Genomic DNA, 21,041 nt, shown 5'->3' with positions numbered 1-21,041 from the left:
GTGAACAGCAGCGCCCAGGACCAGAAGACCGCCCCGGCCCCCACCTTCCAGGAACTCCAGGAGCGCGCCCGCGCCGCCGCGGCCGGCCCGGCGGCGCACAGCGCGGACGCGGCCATCGTCTGCGACCGGCTGGTCCGCATCTTCAGCGCCCAGGGCGTCGAGGTGCAGGCCCTCCAGGGACTCGAACTGACCATCCGGCAGGGCGACCTGGTCGCCCTGGTCGGTGCCTCCGGCAGCGGCAAGTCCACCCTGCTGACCATCCTGGCCGGGCTCGACGTGCCGACCGCCGGCACCGCCACCGTGGCCGGCTGCGACCTGCTGGAGATGTCGCCCCGGGAGCGGCTGCGCTACCGCCGCGAGGTGGTCGGCTTCATCTGGCAGCAGACCGCCCGCAACCTGCTGCCGTTCCTCACCGCCGCCGAGAACATCGCCCTGCCGATGCAGCTGCGCGGCGGCCGGTCCTCGCGCGGCGGCTCCCGGCAGCAGGCGGCCCGGGTCGCCGAGCTGATGGAGGCGCTGGAGATCGGCGAACTCGCCCGCCGGCGCCCGACCGAGATGTCCGGCGGCCAGCAGCAGCGCGTCGCCATCGCCGTCGCCATGGCCAACAACCCGCCGGTGCTGCTCGCCGACGAGCCCACCGGCGAGCTCGACTCGGAGACCGGGGCGAGCATCTTCGAGGCCTTCCGCACCGTCAACCGCGAACTGGGCGCCACCGTGGTGATCGTCACCCACGACCCGATGGTGGCCGGGGAGGTCCGCCGCACGGTCGCCATCCGCGACGGTCGCACCAGCAGCGAGGTGCTCCGCCGCACCCTCACCGACGAGCACGGCGAGGAGTCGGTCAACGAGACCGAGTACGTGATGCTGGACCGCACCGGCCGGGTCCAGCTCCCGGCCAAGTTCCTGGAGGCGCTGGGCATGGAGCACCGGGTCGCCGTCGAGCTGGCCCCCGACCACATCGCGCTCCGTCCGGACGACCTGGAGGGCCACTGAGGGTCGCTGAGGGTTCCTGAGGGTCCCCGGGAGTCCCGCCGCCGGTCCCGTCGCTGTCGGAGTGTCAGCGGCGGGACCGGCGGTCCTCCCGGCGGAACCGGAGGTACTCCCGGGCGAGCAGGCGCAGCGCGGCGGGCTTGGCGGGGCTCGCGGAGCGGTGCAGCAGCGCGCCGAGGTCGGCACGCGCCGCCGCCCCGGTGAGCCGCTCCACCCCGACGATGCAGCGGACCATCGGCCGGTGGACGGCCGGGACCAGCCCGACCACCGTCCCGGCCGAGGCCAGGGTGCGGTCCGCCTCGTCCAGCAGGCCGCCGAGCAGCTCCCGGACCGCCGGCAGGTCACGGGCCTGCTCCAGATCGGCGCGGGTGACCCCGTGCCGCTCCAGCCGGTCCCGGGGGACGGTCAGCCGGCCCTCCGCGAGGTCCTCGGCGAGGTCGTTGACGAAGTCGAGCCGCTGGCTGCCGTCGATGAAGGTCCGGCACGCGGCGCGGTACTCCGACTGGTCGCCGGACGGGCCGAGCAGCGCGGCGACGACCATGAAGCCCGGCAGCGAGTACCCGTCCACGTAGCGCTGGTAGTCGTCCTCGGTGTCGAACCCGGTGAAGTCGAGATCCGCCTCCGCTGCGGCGAGGTGGTCCAGGACCCGGTCGCGCAGCTCGGGGTGGGCGGCCGCGCTGTGCAGCAGCGGCCGCAGTTCGGGGTCCTCCGTCCGGCCCTCGGCGAGGCTCCGGGTCACCTCCCGCTGCCAGCGGTCGGCGGCCGCCCGCCGTTCCGCGAGCGGGCCGCTGTCGAGCAGCGTGTCGGTCCGGTGCATGAACGCGGCCGCCGCGATCACGTGCGGGACGGTCCGCTCCGGCAGCAGAAGCCCGGCCGCCACCGCGACCTCGCGCCGGTAGCGGGTCACCTGCTGCCGCTGCCGCCCGTAGTCGGCCCGCAGGCCGGCCTCCCGCACCCCGGCCGCGTCCAGCGCCCGTTCCCACCTGCCCACTCGGCTCACCCGTCCCTCTGCTCGGAAGGACCGAGCCTATGGCGTGCCCCCGGGATCCCGCGGCCCGGGCCGGTCCGGAGCGGCCGGGCGCGGGTGGGATACTGGACCGGTCCATTCCGCGGCGGCAGGTGGTGAGGGGCGGCACATGAGCAGCCGGGTGCGGGTGCTGAGGAAGCAGAACCGGCTCAGCCTGGAGGCTCTGGCGGAACGGGTCGGGGTGACCAAGAGCTATCTGTCCAAGGTGGAACGCGGCCTCAGCGACCCGTCGATCTCCACCGCGCTCAAACTCGCGCACGCGCTGAACGTCGATGTCGGCCGGCTGTTCTCGGACGAGGTGGAGCCCGAACTGATCACCGTGGTCCGGGCCGACGAGCGGACCCCGATGGGTGCCGGGACGGGCCCGGACGCCACGCGCTACGAGGGCATCGCGACCGGTCTCACCGACAAGCGGATGGTGCCGTTCATGATGCACCCGCCGACGGATCCCGCCGACCCGCCGTTCAAGTCCCACGCCGGGGAGGAGTACCTCTTCGTGCACGAGGGCACCGCCGAGCTGGAGTTCCCGGAGCGCACCGTCGTGCTGGGGCCGGGCGACAGCGTGTACTTCAACTCCGCCCTGCCGCACCGCTGCCGCTCCACCGGCGGCCGGCCCGCCGCGATCCTCGTGGTCATCCACGACGCGCCGTCCGGTCCCGCCGACCACGTCCCGACCCTGCCCTGAGGCGCCCCGGCCCCGATGCCCCGGCCCCGGCGGTACCGGGGCCGAGGCACCAGGGACGGCTCAGCCGGCCGCTGCGAGCAGTTCCGCGAGGCGGGCCGTCCCGGCCGGGTCCAGGGGCAGCAGCGGTCGGCGCGGGCCGCCGACGTCCATACCGAGCAGGGCCAGACCGGCCTTCACGGTGGTGGGCAGGCCCCCGCCCAGGATGAACTCCAGGACCGGGAGCTGGCGTTGGAAGACCTCCAGGGCGAGGTCCCACTCACCCGCCCGGACGGCGCGGTGGAGCTCCAGGACCGGGCCGGGGATGAGGCAGGGCGCGGCGGTGCACCAGCCCGCCGCGCCGGCCGAGAAGGCCGCCAGCGCGGGCGGGTTGCTGCCGTTGTAGAACGGCAGGGCGCCGTCGGTGAGTTGTGTGAGCCGGTGCATCCGCCGTACGTCGCCGCTGCTCTCCTTCACCATGGTGATGTTCTCCACCCGCTCGACCAGCGAGACCATCAGCTCGGGGGAGAGGTCGACGCCGCTGGTGGCCGGGTTGTTGTAGAGCATCACCGGGACGGTGACCGCGTCCGCCACGGCCGTGAAGTGGCCGGCCACCTCGCGCTCGTCGAGCTTCCAGTACGCCTGCGGCAGCACCATGACGGCGTCCGCGCCGGCCCGTTCGGCGAACCGGGCGCGTCGAACCGCGCCCCGGGTGGTGAGGTCCGCGACGCCGACCACGGCGGGCACCCGGCCGGCGACCGCGGCGAGCGCCGCCTCGGCGGCGGTGTACCACTCCTGGTCGTCCAGGTAGGCGCTCTCGCCGGTGGAGCCGAGCGGGGCGATCGCGTGGCAGCCGGCGTCGATCAGCCGGTCCACCAGGGCGGTGAGGGCGTCGGTGTCGACGCCGCCCTCACTGCGGCCGGTAACACCGTCCTCCCCGCCCGGGGCGAACGGGGTGACCGGGTAGGCGATGATCCCCTCCAGTGCGAGTCCGGTCATCTCAGGCACCGCCCTCGGAGGTCGTGCCGGTGCCGGTGCCGGTGCCGTCCGTCGTGCCGCGGTCGACCGTGCTGTTGCCGATCGTGCCGCCGCCGATCGCGTCGCCGTGACCGGCCCGCAGGGCGCGCCGGGCGTAGTAGGCGAAGTTGGCCTGGCTGCGCTTGGCGGTGGAGGTCCAGTCGTGGGCCTCCCGGGCGAGCGGCGCGGGTATCTCCTGGATCCGACCGGCCCCCGAGGCCAGCAGTTGGAGCCGGGCGGCCCGTTCGAAGAGCACGGCGAGGGTGCAGGACTCCTCCACGCCGGCCGCGGCGACCAGCATGCCGTGGTGGGCGAGCAGCAGGGCCCGCTTGTCGCCGAGCGCGGCGGTGATGATCTCGCCCTCCTCGTTGCCGACCGGGACGCCGGGCCAGGTCTCCAGGAAGGCGCAGTCCTCGTACAGCGGGGTGAGGTCCATGTGTGAGACGACCAGGGGCGTCTCCAGCATCGACAGCGCGGAGATGTGCGGCGGGTGGGTGTGGATGATGCAGGTGACGTCGGGGCGGGCCCGGTACACCCAGCTGTGGAAGCGGTTGGCGGGGTTGGCCATGCCCTCGCCCTCCAGGACGTCGAGGTCCTCGTCGACCAGGAGGAGGTTGTCCTCGGTGATCTCGTCGAAGCCGAGGCCGAGCCGCTGGGTGTAGTAGGTGCCCGGCTGTTCGGCGCGGGCGGTGATCTGGCCGGCCAGGCCGGAGTCGTGGCCGGCCTCGAAGAGGATCCGGCAGGTGAGGGCCAGCTTCTGGCGGATGGTCCAGTCGTTGTCGGGGATCGCGGTGCGCATCCTGCGCTGCGCGAGGTCGACCAGGTCCGCCTTGGCGGTGGTCAGGGTCTCGGCCATGGCCGGGGTGCTCCTTCGTTCGGGGGCGTGCCGCAGCGGCGCGCGGCGGCCTGGTGTCGCGTGCCGGACGCACCGGCAGGACACTGCGTTCACCATAGGACACATCGTGTCCTGGCGTCGACGGTAATGCCGTCGGTGATGCCGGTGACGCCGACGGCGACCCCGTCGTCGGAGCGGAGCGGGACGCCGGACCGTCAGCTCCCGTCGCCCGTGCGGCGGATCAGCCCGGAGCGTTCGGCGTCCGAGCGCAGGTCGCTGCCGGGTGCACCCCGGTCGATGCGGTCGCCCCGGCCGGCGGCCGTGCAGAGGGCGAACACGAGCAGGGCGCTCGCCGCCGCGGCGAGGATGCCGAGGGCGGTGAGGACGCGGAGCCAGGTCATGGGAGATGCCTCCAGGAGGACGGCGCGAGGGAGTGCCGCCGGGGATATCGGCAGACCGGCCGACGAGGTCGAGTGTCCACGGGCGGTTCCACCTGCCGACCGCCGCGCGCACGGTCGTGCACGCGGGCGTTCGAGGCACTCCCGGCGTGCGCTGCGCCGGGCCGTGCGCCCCTGTGGCGACGTCGTGCGTGTTGACGATCGTCACCGGCCCTCGCCGACCGGCCACCGTCGGACACCCGCGCCGTCCGGCGCACCCGGACACACCCGACGCCGACCGCCGGTGGCGTCCGGCCGCGCTCCTCCCGGATCCGCGTCCCGGTGTCCGGGGGCGGCCGTTGTCGGCGGCCGGGGGTCGAGGTGCTCGTCCGGGCTGAGCCCGGTCGCCGGGCCGGGCGTCGGGGCCGGAGGCCGGTTGTCGGTCCCGGTGTGTAGGTTGCGCTCATGGTCATGTACGGAGAGCCGGGAGCGGTGGCGTGGGTGGAGACCCTCGGCGGGCCGTTCGTCGTGCTTCCCGAGGTCGGGCTGGAGGCATGGTCGGGATCGGCCGGGAACGACGACGCCGGTGACGACTACGACCGGGCCTGTCGCGTCGACGGCTTCATCGGCCTGCTCCGGGTCGGCTCGGTGGAGGCCCTGGTCCTCGGGGACGAACCCGCCTCGACCGCGTACCTGCCGGAGCAGGGTGTGTTCGTGCGTTGGTCGGCGGCGGAGTCCGAGGAGGCCGTGCTCGGGAGCGTGGACGCGGCGATGCTCGCTGCGTCATGGGAGCCGGAGCTGACCTGGCAGGTGCCGGGACCGGTCGTGCTGTTCGACGCGGCCTGGACGGGTGAGGAGTCCCGCCGGCAGGACCACGTACGGGTCGGCCTGGAGGCCGGGTCCTACGGCGTGCGCGCCGCCTACGTCGAACCCGACCCGCGGACCGCGCTCACGCTGGTCGCCGTGCGCCGCCTCCCCGGGTGATGGGTCCGACCCGGAGCGGGTGACGAAGAGCCGTCCTCCGGCAGGAGACGAACTGTCCACCGGCAGGGACCGCGAGTTGTCCGCCCACCCGGCTGCCCCGGTGTCCGTGGACAGCGCCGCCACCGCACGACTTCGGCACCCGCCCGGGAACCGCCGGGGGTCCGGGCGGCGTGGATTGTTATCGTTCCAGGTCGGGCACGGACGGGACGGGTGAGCGGTATGGACGGGTCGGCCATCGTGGGCGGAGCGAGGACGGTGGCGCCGGGCGCGGGCCGGCCGGCGGAGGCTGGGACGGAACCGCGGGGACCGGTGGACCTGCGCGGCGCGGCCGGGGAGCCGTTCGTCGTGCACTACCCGGCCGACGCGGTCGTGGTCGTCTCCGGGCTGCCCGGCAGCGGCAAGAGCACCCTGCTGCGGCGCTGGTCCGCCCGCGCGCCGCAGGCCGTGACCGTCGACCCGCGCGCCGTGCACGAGGTCTGCGCCGCCGTCATGCCGGACCGCCTGCCGTACGCGGTCTACCGCCCCTGGGCCCGGCTGGAGCACTTCCGGCTGCTGCGCCGCTCGCTGCGCCGGGGCGGGCCGCTGCTGGTGCACGACTGCGGCAGCCGGGCGTGGATGCGCCGCTGGCTGGCCCGCGAGGCCGCCCGGCAGGGACGGGAGCTGCACCTCGTGCTGCTCGACGTCGGGGCGGCGACCGCGCTGGCCGGTCAGCGGGCCCGTGGCCGCTGGGCCTCGAACCGGGTCTTCGCCCGCCACCGCCGGGGCCTGGACCAGCTGCTCGTGGCGCTCACCGCGCACATCCGGGGCGCAGCGCCGACGCCGGTGCCGGAGGCGGCGTCGGTGCTGCTGCTGGACGGCCGGTCCCGCTCGCGGGCGGAGGAGGCGCGGTTCGGTCGCGACGCGGTGGCCGCCGTCGGGGGCTGACCGGAGGGCTGCGGGGGCGGGCTGCGGGGAGGGCTCCCGGACCGGCCGGGATCCGCCGGTGGGCCGTGGCCGGACGATCCCCTTCCGGTGGGCGGTTGACGCGGGTGCGGGTCGGCCGGGGAGACTGTGCGGTAGACCGTCCTGCCGATCAGTCAGTCGCGAGGGAGCGCACCCTATGCCCGGCCCCACCGCCGTCACCGACAGCCTCTGGTTCCGCCGTTTCCATCCGTTCGACACGGCGCCCGCCCGGGTCGTGATGTTCCCGCACGCGGGCGGCTCGGCGGGCTTCTTCCGGGACTGGTCGGCCGAGCTGTCGCCGTACGCGGACGTGCTCGCCGCCCAGTACCCCGGTCGGCTGGACCGGATCGACGAGCGGGCGCTCGACTCGCTGCCCGAGCTGGCCGACCGGGTCTACGCCGCGCTGCGGCCGTGGGCGGACCGGCCGCTGGTCCTGTTCGGGCACAGCATGGGGGCGGCGATCGCCTTCGAGGTGGTCCGCAGGTTCGAGCGCGACAAGGTCGCCGGCCCGGTGCGGCTGTGCGCCTCGGGCAGCCGGGCGCCGTCCGAGCCGCGCGACTCCGCGGTGCACCTGCTGCCCGACGAGGGGCTGCTGGCCGAGCTGGCCAGGCTCGGCGGCACCGACGAACGCCTGCTGGCCGATCCGGAGCTGAGGGAGATGATCCTGCCCTCGCTGCGCGGCGACTACACGGCCATCGAGACCTATGTGGCCGCTCCGGAGGAAACGGTCGGGGTGCCGGTGACCTCGCTGACCGGTGACAACGACCCCCGGGTGACCCTCGACCAGGCGGGCGACTGGGCCGCGCACACCACCGGCGGGTTCGATCTGAAGGTCTTCCCCGGTGGCCACTTCTACCTGACCCACGAGCGGGCCGGTGTGCTGGACGTCGTGAAGTCCCACCTGCGCGCCCTCTGAGGCGTCGGGCGTCGCCGGGGCGCGGGCGTGCGCGCCCCGGCAACGCCCGGGTCCGGGTCCGGGCCCGGACCTGGACCTCCGCCTCGCCGTCGACCTCCCGGTAGGTCGCGCCGGGGAAGTCGACGAGTTCGTCGATGGTGTAGCCGCCCCGGCGGGCGGCGGCCAACTCCGCGGTCTGGACCAGGATCGGCGTGCCGGCCAGTAGCGGGTTCCCGCCGCAGTGGTCGAAGTGCAGGTGGCAGTTCACGACCAGGGAGATGTCCGCGAGCGTGACTCCCGCGGCGGCGAGGGCGCCCTCCAGCGGCCTTCGCCGGGGGCGGTAGTGGGCCTCGGTCCCGGGGTCGACGGCACCGATGCCGGTGTCGAAGAGGATCAGTCCCCGGTCGTGCCGCACCAGATAGGCGAGCACGGGTTCGACGCGCGGCCGGGGGCCGCCGGTCTCCGGAGCGGGGCGGACGAAGTAGCCCAGGTCGAGTCGGTGCACTGCGGTGTGATTGCCCATCCGGTCATCCTGGCGGGCCGCCGGGTCCGGTCCGGGGCTGTCCGCCGACAGCGGATTCGACCGGTTCCGCGGTGCGGCGGATCCACTCTCCCCGGGCGGTCGAGGGCGGCGGATCACCCGGGTGTCGCGCAGGTAGGGACGACCGGAATGACAGGAGCAATCGGGGAGACATCAAATGTTGACACGTTTGTGACAACAGGTCACGCGTAAAGCCTTCCCCAAATGCTGGCTGTTCTGGCATGTTGCGTTCAACCCCCGTGCGATCCCCTCACGCACGGGCCCCGATCGGAGGACGCACGTGTCACCCCTGATATCCCGGCGGGTCGGCCGCCCCACCGCCGCCCTCGCCCTGCTGGCCGCCGCGGCCCTGGCCACCCCCGCCACCCTGGCCGTCGCGGCGCCCGCCGCGCCCGCCGCCGCCCCCGTCGTCCAGGCTCCGGCCGCCCCGGCCGCCCCGGCCGCGCCGCAGGCTCCGGCAGTCGCCACCGCCTGGGCCGCCGGGACCCGCGCCTACCTGGTGATCAGCGCCCCCGCCGACATCGCCGCCGCCAAGTCCGCCGTGACCGCCAACGGCGGTACCGTCTTCGCGAGCTACGACGCGATCGGTGTCGTCGTCGCCCACTCGACCGGCACCGGCTTCGCCGCCGCGGTGCGCGGGGTGGCCGGTGTCCAGCAGGTCGGCGCGACCCGCACCTCGGACGTTCCGGCCGACGCCTACAACCCGGCCCTGCCCGCGAACCCCGCCCAGTCGGCGACCACCCTGACCGAGTCCAACCGCTGGGACATGACCCAGATCAAGGCCGACCAGGCCTGGGCCGTCTCCACGGGCTCGTCCACGGTCAAGGTCGGCGTGCTGGACACCGGCGTCGACGACCAGCACCAGGACCTGGCGCCCAACTTCGACGCCGCCGACTCCGCCTCCTGCGCCTACGGCAAGGCCGACACCCGTACCGGTGCCTGGCGCGACGTCGACACCCACGGCACCCACGTCGCCGGTACCATCGCCGCCGCGAAGAACGGCAAGGGCGTCATCGGCGTGGCCCCCGGCGTCAAGATCGCCTCGGTCCGGATCGCCGAGCCGACCAGCACGCTGTTCTTCGCCGAGAACACCGTCTGCGGCTTCGTGTGGGCCGGTGACCACGGCTTCAAGGTGACCAACAACAGCTACTACACCGACCCGTGGCAGTTCAACTGCCCGGACAACCTGGACCAGGCGGCCATCATCGAGGGCGTCCGCCGGGCCCAGGCCTACGCCGAGGGCAAGGGCTCGCTCCAGATCGCCGCGGCCGGCAACTCCAACTACGACCTGGCCAACAAGACCACCGACAGCGACAGCCCGAACGACTCCACCAAGGTCACCCGGACCATCACCAACGCCTGCATCGACATCCCGACCGAGCTGCCCGGCGTGGTGACCGTCTCGGCCATGGCCAGCGGCACCGGCAAGGCCTCGTACTCGAACTTCGGCCGGGGCGTCATCGACGTCGCCGCGCCCGGCGGTGACGGCGCCACCGGTGTGTACTCGACGCTGCCCGGCGGCAAGTACGGCACCAAGAGCGGCACCTCGATGGCCTCCCCGCACGTCACCGGTGTCGCGGCACTGATCGCGAGCGCCAACCCGACCTTCACCCCGGCCGACATCCGCGCCCGCCTGGCCACCCAGGCCAACGACGTGGCCTGCCCGTCCGACAGCCGCTGCACCGGCACCACCGCCAACAACGCCTTCTTCGGCGAGGGCCAGGTCGACGCGCTCAAGGCGGTCGGCGGCGGCACCCCGCCCACCGGCAAGTACTTCGAGAACCTGATGGACGTGGCGATCACCGACAACGCGACGGTGGACAGCCCGCTGGCCGTGACCGGGGTCGGCGGCAACGCCCCCACCGCGCTCAAGGTCGGCGTGGACATCAAGCACACCTACCGCGGTGACCTCGTGATCTCCCTGGTCGCGCCGAACGGCACGGTCTACCTGCTGGAGGACTTCACCGACAGCGACAGCGCCGACAACGTCGCCAAGACCTACACCGTGAACGCCTCCGCGAGCGCGGCCGACGGCACGTGGAAGCTGCGGGTCAAGGACGGCGCCTCCGGTGACGTCGGCACCGTCGACGCCTGGAACCTGACCTTCTGACCGTCGTCCCGTCCGGTGGGCAGTGCGGACGGGGAGCGGGACGCGCCGCGGCGGCGGGGGGCAACCCCCGCCGCCGCGGCTTTTCCGTACTCTCGCCAGGTCTCCTCGTGCTCCGGCCGGTCGTCCTGCCGTCAGCGGGACGAGGTCCCCGGCAGCAGGGGACCGGGGAGCAGCGGGCCGGTGACGTTCTTGACCTCGTCGTCGTCGTTCCCGTTCACGGTCGTCGTGACCGAGCTGGTCACGGCGGAGGCCAGGCCGAGCACCAGGAACAGCACCAGCAGACCCCGGCCCGCGCCGCTCATGACCAGTGGGCGGGTCGCCGACACCTTCCCCTCGGGATCCGAGCCGGGCTCGTCGCCGAAGAGCTGCTTCGGGTAGGCCGAGGTGAGCATCACCAGGTAGGCCGTGTACCGCATCCGGTAGCGCAGCACCGCCGCGCTCGCCTCGAACAGGGGCTGCGGCATCCGTCCGAGGACCAGCACCACCAGCCAGCTGATCCAGCCGACCACCCACCAGCCCGCGTAGAGCAGCCACTGCACCACGGCGGCGGGGACGACCAGCACGATCCGGAACAGCACCGCGAGCCGGTTCAGCTCCCCGGGCCTGAGGCCGACCTGCACGGGGTAGTCGGGGACGCGGAAGGCGAACGGCGGATAGCTGCCCGTCGTCATCATCAGGTAGGCGTTCACCCGGGTCTCGTACGGCACGTACGCGCAGAGGTAGTCGGCGGCGAAGACCGGGAGCCGGCCGAGGACGAGGGCGCCGAACCAGCCGATGACCGTGACCACGAACGCCACCACCGACAGCACCCAGAGCACGATGAACTGCGGGATCAGCAGCAGGAGCCGGAACAGCACGGTCAGCCGGTTCTGGGCGCCGGGGGCGGGAATGTCGAGCGAGGGCAGCCATTCGTTCGGGTACGGGGCGGCGGCGGGGGGAGCCTGCCACATCGGGGCCTCCAGGGCTCGGCACCGGGGCGCGCGGCGGACCCGCGCGTGCTCCGAAGATCGCAGCCGTCGGGGGAACCCGCGCGCTGCGTTGCGCCACTCGGGCGAGCGCACCCGGCCGGTCGGAACCGGTCATTCAGACAGTCGATCCGATAAGCAATCGGTCGCTGTGTGACGGCGAAACCTTGGCGAAGTGGTCGTGATCGATCGATTGTGGTCGAAGGTTCTCCGAGGGGCGGGGACGGGGCAGCATCGGTTCCGGGACGATCGGAGCTTGCCCGATCGTCCGTCGGATGCGGAGCGTCCTCCCGGCTGTCATGTCCGGGACGTGAAACGACGCGATCCGACACGACGTGACGCGATGTGATGCGACCTGCTCACCATGGGGGTGCCGGCTTGCCAGGGTTCGACGACCACCAACACCGCCTCTCCGGCCCGCTCGCCGAGGGCCTCGACCCGGGGACCGAGGACGAGGAGCCGGACCGCGCGGCGTACGGCTTCCCCACGTCGGGCGACCTCCTGGAGCTGACCGACTTCGCCGACTTCCTCCGCTTCTCCGCCGAACTCACCGGCTTCGACGAGAGCGAACTGCGCGACACCGGCATGGCCCACGAGCACCACCGCACCCTGCTCGCCCACCGGGTCCGCGACGAGCACGCCCTCGTCCACCTCTGGTACGTCGGCGCCTGGCCGGACGAGCCGCCCGCCTCGCCCCGGGCCCACGACCGGGGCCTGATGTGGCGGACCTTCCACGGCGCCGCCCCCGGCAGCACCGCCCCCGGCCACGGCAGCTGGGCCGAGGCCCCGCAGGACGGCGGGGCCGGCCGATGACCCGCGACGCCGGTCGGCACCAGGACGGGCCGGGACCGCACACCCAGCGGCAGTGGGACGTGATCGTGGTCGGCGCGGGCTTCGCCGGCTCACTGGTGGCCCACCGCCTGGGCGGCCACGGCCACCGCGTCCTCGTCCTGGAAGCGGGCCACGACATCCCCGACGCCGCCACGACCGCCACTGCGTACCTGGCGGCCGGCGGCGGCACCCCCACCTCGCCCTACCCCCGCACCGCCGACGCCCCGTCCCCGGACGTCGGCGACCTCACCGCCCTGCCCGACGGCGGGTTCACGGCCACCGGACACCTCCGCCAGCACGGACCGCTGCCCTACGCGAGCGGCTACCTGCGGGCCAACGGCGGCACCGGCCTGCTCTGGACCGGCCTCACCCCGCGCATGCACCCCGAGGACTTCCGTACCGCCGACCTCGGCCACGGCCGCAACTGGCCCATCGGCTACCAGGACCTCGAACCGTACTACCGGCAGGCCGAACACGAACTCGGCGTCGCCGCCGACGCCGACCAGCAGCGCCACGCCGTCGGACTGCCCATCCCCGCCGACTACGCCTTCCCGATGCGCGCGATCCCCGCCACCCACCTGGACCGGACGATCGCCCGCGCCCTCGACGGCCGGAGCGTCCGCGACCCGGCCGCCGAGGAGGACGCCCGACTCGCCGTCAGCACCACCCCGCACGCCCGCAACGGCCGGCCCACCCGACCGGAGCACCCGACCGGACCGGAGCACCCGACCGGACCGCTCTGCCAGGGCGCGGCCTCCTGCGTCCCGGCCTGCCCCAGCGGCGCCAAGTACACCCCGCTGCGCACCCAGGCCCGCTGGGCGCCCGGCGTCCGGCTGCGCACCGCCGCCGTGGCGAGCCGGGTCCTGGTCGACGGCACCGGCCGCGCCACCGGCGTCGAGTACCACGCGGACGGCGCCACCCACCGCGTCCACGCCGATCTGGTCGTCCTCGCCGCCCACGCGATCGAGAACGCCCGGCTGCTGCTCCTCTCCGGCCTCGCCAACCGCAGCGACCAGGTCGGCCGCAATCTGATGGACCATCCGGCCCTGCTCACCTGGGGCCTGCTGCCGGAGCCGACCGGACCCTACCGGGGGCCGGGCTCCACCAGCGGACTGGAAGCCTTCCGCTTCGGCGGGGCCCGGGCCCGGCGGGCGCCGTTCCGGATCGAGATCGGCAACTGGGGCTGGTCCTGGGCCGGCCGCCCGCCCCAGGTCGAGACCAGGGCCCTGCTGCGCACCGGCGTGCGCGGCAAGGACCTGCGCGAGCGCCTCGGCGACCGGCTCGGCCGTCAGTTCTCGCTCCAGTTCGAACTGGAGCAGCCGGCCGACCCGGCCAACCGGGTCACCCTCGACCACAGCTCGCCGGACCCCCTCGGGCTGCCGAGACCGGCCCTCCACTACGACCTCTCCGGATACGTCCGGGAGGGCATGGCCTCGGCCCGGGCCGTCTCCGACCAACTGTTCGCCCTGCTCGGTGCCGAGGACCACACCCGCTACGAGGCCGGCCCCGGCTGGCCCGGGCGGCTCGAACACGACGGCCGGCCCTACGGCTACCGGGGCGCCGGCCACGGCGGCGGCACCCACATCATGGGCGACTCGCCGGGCACCTCCGTGGTCGACCAGTGGCAGCGCTGCTGGGACCACCCCAACCTCTACGCCGTCGGCTGCGGCTCGATGCCCTCGCTCGGCACCTCCAACCCCTCGCTCACCATGGCCGCCCTCGCCCTGCGCAGCGCCGACCGCGCCCACCACGACCTGACGGCGCTGCGCGGCCCGGCGGCGCTCACCGTGCCGCGTCCGCCCCGGCCTACCCCCTCCGTGCCCTCCTCCGTGCCCTCCTCCGTGTCCTCCGTGCCGTCCTCCGTCCCCGCGTCCTCACCGACCCCGTCCAGGGAGCTTTCATGACCGGTCTGCCACTGCCACCCGTGCCGGAGCCGTACTACCTGCCCTTCCACTACGGCGCTCTGCACAACATCGGTGTGGACTACCTGGTCGACCCAGGACCGGTCCAGGAACTCCTTGCCGAACGTCACCCGGCCCTGGCCGCGGCCGACTTCGGCGGCCGGGCCTGCGTCTCGCTCAACTACCAGCTGTACTTCGCCCAGTACCCGACCGGTGGCGGGATCACCGAGGAGGTGGAGATCAACGTCATCGCCCACCCCCGGTCCGCCGCCGACCGGCTGCCGGCCGTCGACTACGGCCAGTACGCCCGGGGCCACGACCAGACCAGGCTGCTCGGCATCGCCCGCCTCCATGTGCTCTGCGACAACCCGCTCGCCATCGACGCCGGCACCCGGCTCTACGCCGAGCCCAAGCACCCCGGCTGGTTCACCGCCGTCCTGCCCTCCTTGAACGCGGCCGCCGTGCACGACCGTTGGTCGGTCGCCTGCCACCGGGCCACGCTCGGGCCGGAGGGGCTGCGCCGGCACGAGGAGGAGCTGTTCGCCGTCGAGGCGGACCTGGCCGGCCTCGACAGCGAACCGGTCGTCAACACCCCCGTCACCGGCTACGGCACCGACGAGGAGGGCCGACTGCTGGCCGGCCCGCTCACCGTCCACCAGCCCTACCGCTTCCACCCGTTGAACGCCCGCACCGCCGACCGGGTCCGCCTCACCCTCGGCGAGCGCGGTCCGGGCGAGGACGGTCCGGGTAAGGGTGGTTCGGGTGAGGGCGGGTCCAGCGAGCCCGGTTCGGGCGGGCACGCGCGGGCCGCCGTCGCCGACCTCGCCCGCCTGGTCGGCGCCGCACCCGCGGCCGGTGCCTGGACCTACCAGTCCGCACCGGTGGCCGCCCACCACCGCCCCTACTACATTCCCTGACCCCGGCAGGACCCCGAGAGCCGGACAGGACGGCCACAGGGTGCCGGGGCGGTGGTGCTGTGTCCGATGTCGGCCCTAGACCTCGCGGTCGTCCGCCTTCGCGTCCCACGGGACATCGCACAGCCCGGGGGTTGCCGTCCCGGGCGACGGCAGGGCGGAATCGGCCTGGAACCACACCACGACGAGGCGGGAGAAGTGGAGGACGGAATCCAACTCCGGGTTCACCGGTTCGGAGGTGAAGAACCCCGTACACAGGACACGGGGAAGCTGTTCCATCGGGCCGAAGGTGGGCCGCCGGATCTCGTGCGATTCCCGGGGCGGCTCCACCAGGTGCACAGGAAACGAAGGGTAGTCCTTCTCCGCTTGCTCGACCGCCTCCGCCACGATCCCGTCGTTCATCTCCCGGGTCGGGTACCCCATCAGCAGTCCGTCGTAGGTCTCCGCCATACGGAGGACGGAGAGTTCGACCGAGCGTCCTGATGCGAGGATCACCTGTGCCAGTGCCATGGTGAGCAACCTATCGGCTCGCCCGGCCGTTGGTGAGCCCACCATCGAGTGGGCCCGACAGCAGCCGCCGGTGGGGCCCCACCGGCGGCTGCTGTCACGGGTCCTGGTCGCGCCCGGTGGGGGCGCGGGCTGCCGCTCGGTCAGCGGCGCGGCGCCGTGGAGGAGGCCGGATCCGGGCTCACGGCAGGGTGACGACCGCGCTCCCGTAGATGGGGCTGGTCACCGGGGTGCCGCCGAGGACCGTCGTGATGGTCGCCCGCGCGCCGGTCTGGTACGAGCCCTGCTTCAGCGGGTACTCGGTGTCGGCGGTCGCGATCAGCGCGTTGTACGCGGACTTGGAGTTGTAGGTGACCTGGGAGCCGTTGTAGTAGAGCGCCACATCGACCTGGATCTTGTAGACGACGGCCGAGCACTCGACGGTCGCGAGGCCCTCCTCCCCTCCGCCGTAAGGGCCCCCGTAGTAGCGGAAGGGGGTCGACGGGGTCACGGTGCAGTCGATCGTCAGCGGCGCGGCCCCGGGGAGGGTGGCGGGGACGGTGAGGGTCAGGACGCCGGCGCCGTTGCCCGGCTTGGCCAGGGTGACGGCCGGGTGCGCGGTGGCCGCGTGCGCGGGGGCGCTCGGCACCACCAGGGCGGCCAGGGCCGCTGCGAAGGCGCCGAGGGCGGCGCGTCGGACGAAGGGGCGGGTGTCGTTGCTCATGGCTGTCTCCTTGGACCGCCCGCGCGCGGAGCCGGATGCTCCGGTGGCGGGGCTGTGAAGAAGTGACATGTACGAGCGGAACACTCCGGGGCGGCGGCGCCGGGGACGGTGCCGCGCCAGGGCCGTGCCAGTCTTCAGGCAACCTGACTGAACGTCAATATGCCTTTGTCATACTCGTGTTGAGTCCCGAACCCTCCTCGGTCGCCTGACCTGCGGCAGCCGGTTCCCCGTCCGGGGTCCGGGACCACCGCCCGGCCAGGAGCGCGCCGGCCACCAACTGCAACTGGTGGTACATCATCAGCGGCAGCACCAGTAGACCCGCCTGGGGGCCGAACAGGACGGTGGCCATCGGCAGTCCGGCGGCCAGGCTCTTCTGGGAGCCGCAGAGCACCGCCGCGATGCCGGAGGCGCGATCCAGGCCCAGTACCCGCGCGCCGAGCCGGGCGGCGGCGAGTGCGGCTGCCAGTAGGAGCAGCAGGACCGCCAGCAGTGCGAGCAGTGCGACCGGTGTGACGGTGGCCCACACACCCTGCTCGACCGCGCCGCTGAACGCGGTGTACACGACCAGCAGGATCGATCCCCGGTCGACCGGCGCGAGCGCCCGGCGGTGGCGGCCCAGGAAGCCGCCGATCCAGGGGCGCAGCAGCTGGCCCGCAACGAAGGGCGCGAGCAGTTGGGCGCAGATCCGCAGCAGTCCGTCGGCCGAGAGGGCCGCGCCCGTTCCCAGCAGCCAGGCTGCGAGGAGCGGCGTCAGCAGCAGACCCGCCAGGCTGGAGTAGGTGCCGGCGCAGATCGCGGCCGGGACGTTCCCCCGGGCGACGCCGGTCAGGGCCACCGAGGACTGGACGGTGGACGGCACCAGGCAGAGGAACAGCACGCCGGTCCGCAGCGGCCCGGTGCCCGTCACCGGGGCCAGCGCCGTCACGGCCAGGCCGAGTACGGGGAACAGGACGAAGGTGCAGGCCAGGACGAGGCCGTGCAGCCGCAGGTGCCGCAGCCCGGCGACCGTCTCCCGGGTGGACAACCGCGCCCCGTACAGGAAGAAGAGCAGCCCCACCGCGAACTCGCAGGCCAGCTCGGCCCAGTGCGCCGCCCGCCCGGAGGCGGGGAGCAGCGCGGCCAGGGCCACCGCCCCGGCCAGCGCGGCGACGTAGGGGTCGAGCACCCGCCACCACGGCCGCCGCCGTTCTCCGCTGCCCGGCGGAGGGCGCGGCGCCTCCGGCGGGGGCGGCGGCCGGTGCTGACGGACCGTGGTCATTCCTCGTCCTCCTCCGCTGCCGGGGGCGCGGTGGTGCTTCCGGTGAGGCCCAGCAGGCCGGGTGCGAGGGAGGTCGAACCGTCGTGGTCGCTGCCGGCGGACCCGTGCCCGATCAGGAGATCGGCCGTCCGGTCGATCTCGACGATGGAGTCCGCCCCGGAGTTGTCGATCACGGTGAGGAGACTGCCCGCCCCGACGGCCACCCCCGGGACGGCGCAGCCGAGCAGGGCCCAGGCCGCCAGTGCCAGCCCGACGGCCAGCACCCGGTGGCGGCCCCGGCGCGAGGACACCCCCGCCGGAGCCGGAACGACCGGACCGGGCGCCCGGAGCGTCATACGCCCACCTCCTCACGCGTCCGGACCCGGGCGATGTTGCGCTCCAGCAGCTCGGTCGACTCGCGGACGCCGACCGGCTGGCGGCCCCCGGCCTCGGCCGGCAGCCGGCCGTCCGCGAACTTGAGGCCGGCGAGGGCCTCGTCCATCGCCCGGTGGGCGGCGAACAGGCAGGGGGTGCTGTAGATGGCCACGTCCACCCCGAGCGTGCCCAGCTCGGAGAGCGACAGTCGGGGCGACTTGCCGCCGGCGATCTGGTTGAACAGCAGCGGCTTGTCGCCCACCACCCGGCGGATCTTCCGGATCCACTCCTCGCTGCGCACGCCGTCGACCAGGACCACGTCCGCCTCGGTGGCGGCGAGGGCCTCGGCCCGGCGCAGGATGTCGGCCTCCTCGGTGGCGTCCGTGCGGGCGACGACGACCAGATCGGTGCGGGTCGCGAGGACCTGGTCCAGCTTCTCCAGGTACTCGTCGAGGGGGAGGACCTGCTTGCCGTCGGCGTGGCCGCAGCGGCGCGGCCGCTTCTGGTCCTCCAGGATGACGCCCGAGGCACCGATCCGCTCCAGCCGCCGCACCACATGGCAGGCCACCTCGGGGTCGACGTAGCCGTCGTCGATGTCGACCAGCAGATGGTGCCGGGGGAAGGCGCCGCGCAGTCGCTCGACGAAGGCGACCATGTCCGGCCAGGCGATGAAGCCGATGTCGGGCAGTCCGTAGTAGGAGGCCGCGAAGCCGAAGCCGGAGACGAACATGCCGTCGTAGTGCTCGGCCGCGATGGAGGCGGAGTACATGTCGTAGACGCCGATGAGCGGGGCCGTCCCCGGGGCGGTGATCCGCTCGCGCAGCCGCTGCCCGTAGCCGTCGTGAAGGTTTTCGTGACGCAACGCCATCTCCTCGCGTGCCGGGGATCCGTGCGCGACATGCACGGAACTTTGCCTAAAGTTGGCCATCCCTATGGCGAACTGAGGCATCATCACTATGCGCTCTTTAATGTTCCGTGGGCAAATCTTTAATGGATGTTCCCTCGTTGGAGTGAGTCCGATCTGATTTATCGGAATGCTCATTCCAGCGGCAGTCGGCCGCCCCGCACGTACCAGTGGCCGCCGGCCCGCAGATGGTCGACCAGGGCGCGCTGGAGGACGGTGTCGCGAGGGAGGGACTCCAACGGCCGTTCGATGTCGCCGAAGACGAATTTCAGTGGATTGCTGTCCTCGGGCGCCGAGGGCAGGTCCGGCAGGTTCGGCAGGTCCGGCCGTTCCAGCGGGGAGAACCGCCGCTGGAACCGGACGATGTTCGACTCGGCCGGGAGTCGGTCGGCGAGCTGCGGATCGAGCAGCCAGGAGAAGATGTGGCAGCTCCGGTACGGCTCCCCGGGGAAGTGCCGGGGGAAGAACGCCCGGGCCCGGTCCAGCGCGCGGTCGCAGGCCGCGGGGGAGAGCGGCCCGCAGTGGTCGGGGATGTGCAGCTGCAGGCTCCACCCGTCGGCGCCCCCGGCCCGGGCCGCCGGGGCGTCCGCGCCGGTGGGCCGGGTGCGCTGGAACTGGAGGCGGCCGAGCTGGAACAGCTCGCCCCGGAAGTGCAGCGTCAGCCAGCGCGCGTTGCCCAGTCCGGTACGGCCGCGCCACCGGCTGACCGCGAGTTGTCGGCCGAGGTCGGCCAGCGTCGACCCGGTCACCTCCGCCGGGATGCCGAGCGCCCGGTGGTGCGCCCGGGCGAGCGGGGCCAGCGCGACGAACAGCAGGGTGGCGAGACCCTCGCCGCCGGCCGTCCAGGCGGCCCAGTCACGGTCCAGCCCGGCCGGTCGCCCGAGCGTTCCCACGGCCTCGGCCTGGGTGCGCAGCATCTCCTCGAAGAACGTCCGCAGGCCCCGGTCGCGGTCCAGGCGGGTCCGGGCCGACAGCAGGCCGTTCACCTCCTCGAACGGCACCGCGAGCCCGAGCAGCGCCTCGACCAGGTCCTCGTCCGACGGCAGCTCAGGCAGCTCGGGCGGCTCGGGCAGCTTCGGCAGCTGTGAAAGCTGCACGGGCCGAGCGGGCGGAGCGGACTCGGGGACGTGCGGCGGCTGCGGCGGAACGGGCGTTCTCGACGGCACTTCGGGCCCTCCACGGGTGCGGTGCCCGGCCCGCCCGGTCGGCGGACCCGACCGGGCGACCCTATCGGCGGCCCCGCCGCGCCCGCCGCGTCCGCTACGCGCCCGGCCTGCGCCACGTCCGCAGCGTGCCCAGCGCCCGCCGGACCGACCGGGTGGCGACCGGCGGCAGCAGGTCGAGCAGCAGCCGACGCACGCCGGAGCGCCGCGCCGCCGGACGGACCGCGTTGTTGAGCCGCAGCACCGACGCCTCGGCGATGGTGTCCTCGTCCACCGTGAACCCCTCGGCCCGCCAGTCGCGCGCCAGCAGTGCCCGCCGGACCGGCTCCGGATCGCCCCACGTCCCGTAGAACTTCATCGGCGTCAGCAGTACCGGCCGCAGCCCACCGGTGAACACCGCCTGCCAGACCGCCGCCGACACACCGGGCGTGTGCTCCGAGCGGTAGTCGTCCAGCACGACCAGGCCGTCCCCGGACAGCGCCCGCCGCGCCACCTCGATGTCCCCGGCCACGTGCTCGTAGAGGTGGGAGGCGTCGATGTGGACGAAGCGGCAGCTGCCGTCCGGGACCCGGCCGTCGGCCAGCACCGAGGTCGGCGCCTGCACGATGGTCGGCAGCTCCGGGTGGAACGCCAGGTAGTTCGCCTCGAAGCCGCTCCTGGTGAGCGAGGCCCGGTAGGACATCGTCATCTCGGCGGCGTTGTCGGCGTCGCCCGCCTCCGAGTCGAACAGGTCGCAGACCGTCAGGTGCTCGCCCGGCCGCAGGTGGCCGCCGAGCAGGACGGCGCTGCGCCCCAGGTAGCTGCCGAGTTCGAGGATGTCGCCGGTGGTGCCGGCCGCGCTCTGGGCGGTGAGGAGGTGCCCGAAGGCCTCCTGGTCCAGCCGGAAGAACCAGCCGGGGATGTCCTCCCGGCGCGCGGCGGGGCGGGGCGCGCCCGGTTCGGGGCCGGTCGCGGACCGGTCGGCGCCGGCGGCGGTCGCGGTGGGCGCGGTGTCCGCGGCGGCGGCGATGTCGGCACTGGGCACGGGGGTCTCCCTCGGGTGCGGACGGCGCGGGTCGGGATCGGCCCGTGACCTGGCCACGCGCGGCGGCGCCGGGATTCCGGACGGACCGGCCGCGGGGGTGGCGGTCATCATAGCCACCCGTCGGGGCGGCGGGAGCCC

Annotated in this window: 21 protein-coding genes and 1 pseudogene; 9 read left to right on the top strand and 13 right to left on the bottom strand. The window is 73.9% G+C overall.

Going from position 1 to position 21,041, the window contains the following annotated elements; translation table 11 throughout:
- Positions 1–993, top strand: coding sequence for an ATP-binding cassette domain-containing protein (locus OG715_RS04275; protein ID WP_266277266.1), 993 nt, complete (start codon positions 1–3; stop codon positions 991–993).
- Between the two features lie 64 nt (positions 994–1,057).
- Here the strand turns inward: OG715_RS04275 and OG715_RS04270 are convergent, their stop codons facing one another.
- Positions 1,058–1,981, bottom strand: a complete 924-nt coding sequence (locus OG715_RS04270) for a phytoene/squalene synthase family protein (protein ID WP_266277268.1) — start codon at positions 1,979–1,981, stop codon at positions 1,058–1,060.
- Between the two features lie 145 nt (positions 1,982–2,126).
- Between OG715_RS04270 and OG715_RS04265 the strand changes: the two genes are divergently transcribed.
- Positions 2,127–2,702: a helix-turn-helix domain-containing protein gene (locus OG715_RS04265; RefSeq protein WP_266277270.1), complete on the top strand. Its 576-nt coding sequence runs from the start codon at positions 2,127–2,129 to the stop codon at positions 2,700–2,702.
- A 60-nt stretch (positions 2,703–2,762) separates the two neighbouring features.
- On the opposite strand, the gene OG715_RS04260 is transcribed toward OG715_RS04265, so the two are convergent.
- From OG715_RS04260 to OG715_RS04250, 3 genes are all read right to left on the bottom strand, one after another.
- On the bottom strand, positions 2,763–3,677 hold the full coding sequence (locus OG715_RS04260; RefSeq protein ID WP_266277272.1) for a dihydrodipicolinate synthase family protein: 915 nt from the start codon (positions 3,675–3,677) through the stop codon (positions 2,763–2,765).
- Position 3,678: 1 nt separating this feature from the next.
- Positions 3,679–4,551 carry an aldolase gene (locus OG715_RS04255; RefSeq protein WP_266277274.1) on the bottom strand — a complete coding sequence of 291 codons (873 nt, stop codon included), beginning with the start codon at positions 4,549–4,551 and terminating at the stop codon, positions 3,679–3,681.
- 194 nt (positions 4,552–4,745) lie between these two features.
- The gene (locus OG715_RS04250; protein ID WP_266277276.1) at positions 4,746–4,931 is read right to left on the bottom strand and encodes a hypothetical protein; all 186 of its coding nucleotides are present in this window, start codon (positions 4,929–4,931) and stop codon (positions 4,746–4,748) included.
- 441 nt (positions 4,932–5,372) lie between these two features.
- Between OG715_RS04250 and OG715_RS04245 the strand changes: the two genes are divergently transcribed.
- The 3 genes from OG715_RS04245 to OG715_RS04235 all read left to right on the top strand — a co-directional run bounded on the left by OG715_RS04245 (position 5,373) and on the right by OG715_RS04235 (position 7,749).
- The gene (locus tag OG715_RS04245; RefSeq protein ID WP_266277278.1) at positions 5,373–5,891 is read left to right on the top strand and encodes an Imm21 family immunity protein; all 519 of its coding nucleotides are present in this window, start codon (positions 5,373–5,375) and stop codon (positions 5,889–5,891) included.
- 309 nt (positions 5,892–6,200) lie between these two features.
- Complete coding sequence (locus OG715_RS04240; RefSeq protein WP_266277280.1) at positions 6,201–6,815, top strand: AAA family ATPase; 615 nt, start codon at positions 6,201–6,203, stop codon at positions 6,813–6,815.
- Between the two features lie 175 nt (positions 6,816–6,990).
- Positions 6,991–7,749: a thioesterase II family protein gene (locus OG715_RS04235; protein WP_323182295.1), complete on the top strand. Its 759-nt coding sequence runs from the start codon at positions 6,991–6,993 to the stop codon at positions 7,747–7,749.
- A 1-nt stretch (position 7,750) separates the two neighbouring features.
- On the opposite strand, the pseudogene OG715_RS04230 reads toward OG715_RS04235, so the two are convergent.
- A pseudogene (locus OG715_RS04230) lies at positions 7,751–8,251 on the bottom strand (MBL fold metallo-hydrolase); the annotation flags it as partial.
- A 307-nt stretch (positions 8,252–8,558) separates the two neighbouring features.
- Here OG715_RS04230 and OG715_RS04225 point away from each other — a divergent pair.
- Positions 8,559–10,379 carry a S8 family peptidase gene (locus OG715_RS04225; RefSeq protein ID WP_407661092.1) on the top strand — a complete coding sequence of 607 codons (1,821 nt, stop codon included), beginning with the start codon at positions 8,559–8,561 and terminating at the stop codon, positions 10,377–10,379.
- Positions 10,380–10,510: 131 nt separating this feature from the next.
- On the opposite strand, the gene OG715_RS04220 is transcribed toward OG715_RS04225, so the two are convergent.
- Positions 10,511–11,329 (bottom strand): DUF4389 domain-containing protein, encoded by an 819-nt coding sequence (locus tag OG715_RS04220; protein ID WP_266277281.1) that lies wholly within the window; start codon positions 11,327–11,329, stop codon positions 10,511–10,513.
- 393 nt (positions 11,330–11,722) lie between these two features.
- Here OG715_RS04220 and OG715_RS04215 point away from each other — a divergent pair, with 393 nt between their 5' ends.
- Genes OG715_RS04215 through OG715_RS04205 form a run of 3 tightly spaced genes read left to right on the top strand, consistent with a single transcriptional unit; the run spans position 11,723 to position 14,993 of the window.
- On the top strand, positions 11,723–12,157 hold the full coding sequence (locus OG715_RS04215) for a hypothetical protein (protein WP_266277282.1): 435 nt from the start codon (positions 11,723–11,725) through the stop codon (positions 12,155–12,157).
- Entirely contained in the window at positions 12,154–14,079 is a 1,926-nt protein-coding gene (locus OG715_RS04210) for a GMC family oxidoreductase (RefSeq protein ID WP_266277284.1), read from the top strand. The genes OG715_RS04215 and OG715_RS04210 overlap by 4 nt, the downstream gene beginning before the upstream one ends.
- Positions 14,076–14,993, top strand: a complete 918-nt coding sequence (locus tag OG715_RS04205; RefSeq protein ID WP_266277286.1) for a hypothetical protein — start codon at positions 14,076–14,078, stop codon at positions 14,991–14,993. Before OG715_RS04210 ends, OG715_RS04205 begins: the two co-directional genes overlap by 4 nt.
- A gap of 75 nt (positions 14,994–15,068) precedes the next feature.
- Here the strand turns inward: OG715_RS04205 and OG715_RS04200 are convergent, their stop codons facing one another.
- The 7 genes from OG715_RS04200 to OG715_RS04170 form a co-directional block, all read right to left on the bottom strand.
- Positions 15,069–15,500: a hypothetical protein gene (locus OG715_RS04200; protein WP_266277287.1), complete on the bottom strand. Its 432-nt coding sequence runs from the start codon at positions 15,498–15,500 to the stop codon at positions 15,069–15,071.
- A 178-nt stretch (positions 15,501–15,678) separates the two neighbouring features.
- Complete coding sequence (locus tag OG715_RS04195) at positions 15,679–16,200, bottom strand: hypothetical protein (RefSeq protein WP_266277288.1); 522 nt, start codon at positions 16,198–16,200, stop codon at positions 15,679–15,681.
- Positions 16,201–16,354: 154 nt separating this feature from the next.
- Positions 16,355–17,458: a bile acid:sodium symporter family protein gene (locus OG715_RS04190; protein ID WP_266277289.1), complete on the bottom strand. Its 1,104-nt coding sequence runs from the start codon at positions 17,456–17,458 to the stop codon at positions 16,355–16,357.
- Complete coding sequence (locus OG715_RS04185; protein WP_266277290.1) at positions 17,455–17,793, bottom strand: hypothetical protein; 339 nt, start codon at positions 17,791–17,793, stop codon at positions 17,455–17,457. The genes OG715_RS04190 and OG715_RS04185 overlap by 4 nt, the downstream gene beginning before the upstream one ends.
- Positions 17,790–18,674 (bottom strand): isocitrate lyase/PEP mutase family protein, encoded by an 885-nt coding sequence (locus OG715_RS04180; RefSeq protein WP_266277292.1) that lies wholly within the window; start codon positions 18,672–18,674, stop codon positions 17,790–17,792. The genes OG715_RS04185 and OG715_RS04180 overlap by 4 nt, the downstream gene beginning before the upstream one ends.
- A 176-nt stretch (positions 18,675–18,850) precedes the next feature.
- Entirely contained in the window at positions 18,851–19,813 is a 963-nt protein-coding gene (locus tag OG715_RS04175) for an acyltransferase domain-containing protein (protein ID WP_266277294.1), read from the bottom strand.
- Positions 19,814–19,976: 163 nt separating this feature from the next.
- Positions 19,977–20,780, bottom strand: a complete 804-nt coding sequence (locus tag OG715_RS04170) for a class I SAM-dependent methyltransferase (protein WP_407661091.1) — start codon at positions 20,778–20,780, stop codon at positions 19,977–19,979.
- Positions 20,781–21,041: the final 261 nt, after the last annotated feature.

Origin of the sequence: Kitasatospora purpeofusca (assembly GCF_036010405.1) — a bacterium.
Lineage (GTDB): Bacteria > Actinomycetota > Actinomycetes > Streptomycetales > Streptomycetaceae > Kitasatospora > Kitasatospora purpeofusca.
The sequence above is the reverse complement of the archived record's forward strand: the minus strand, read 5'-3'. Positions and strand labels throughout refer to the sequence as shown.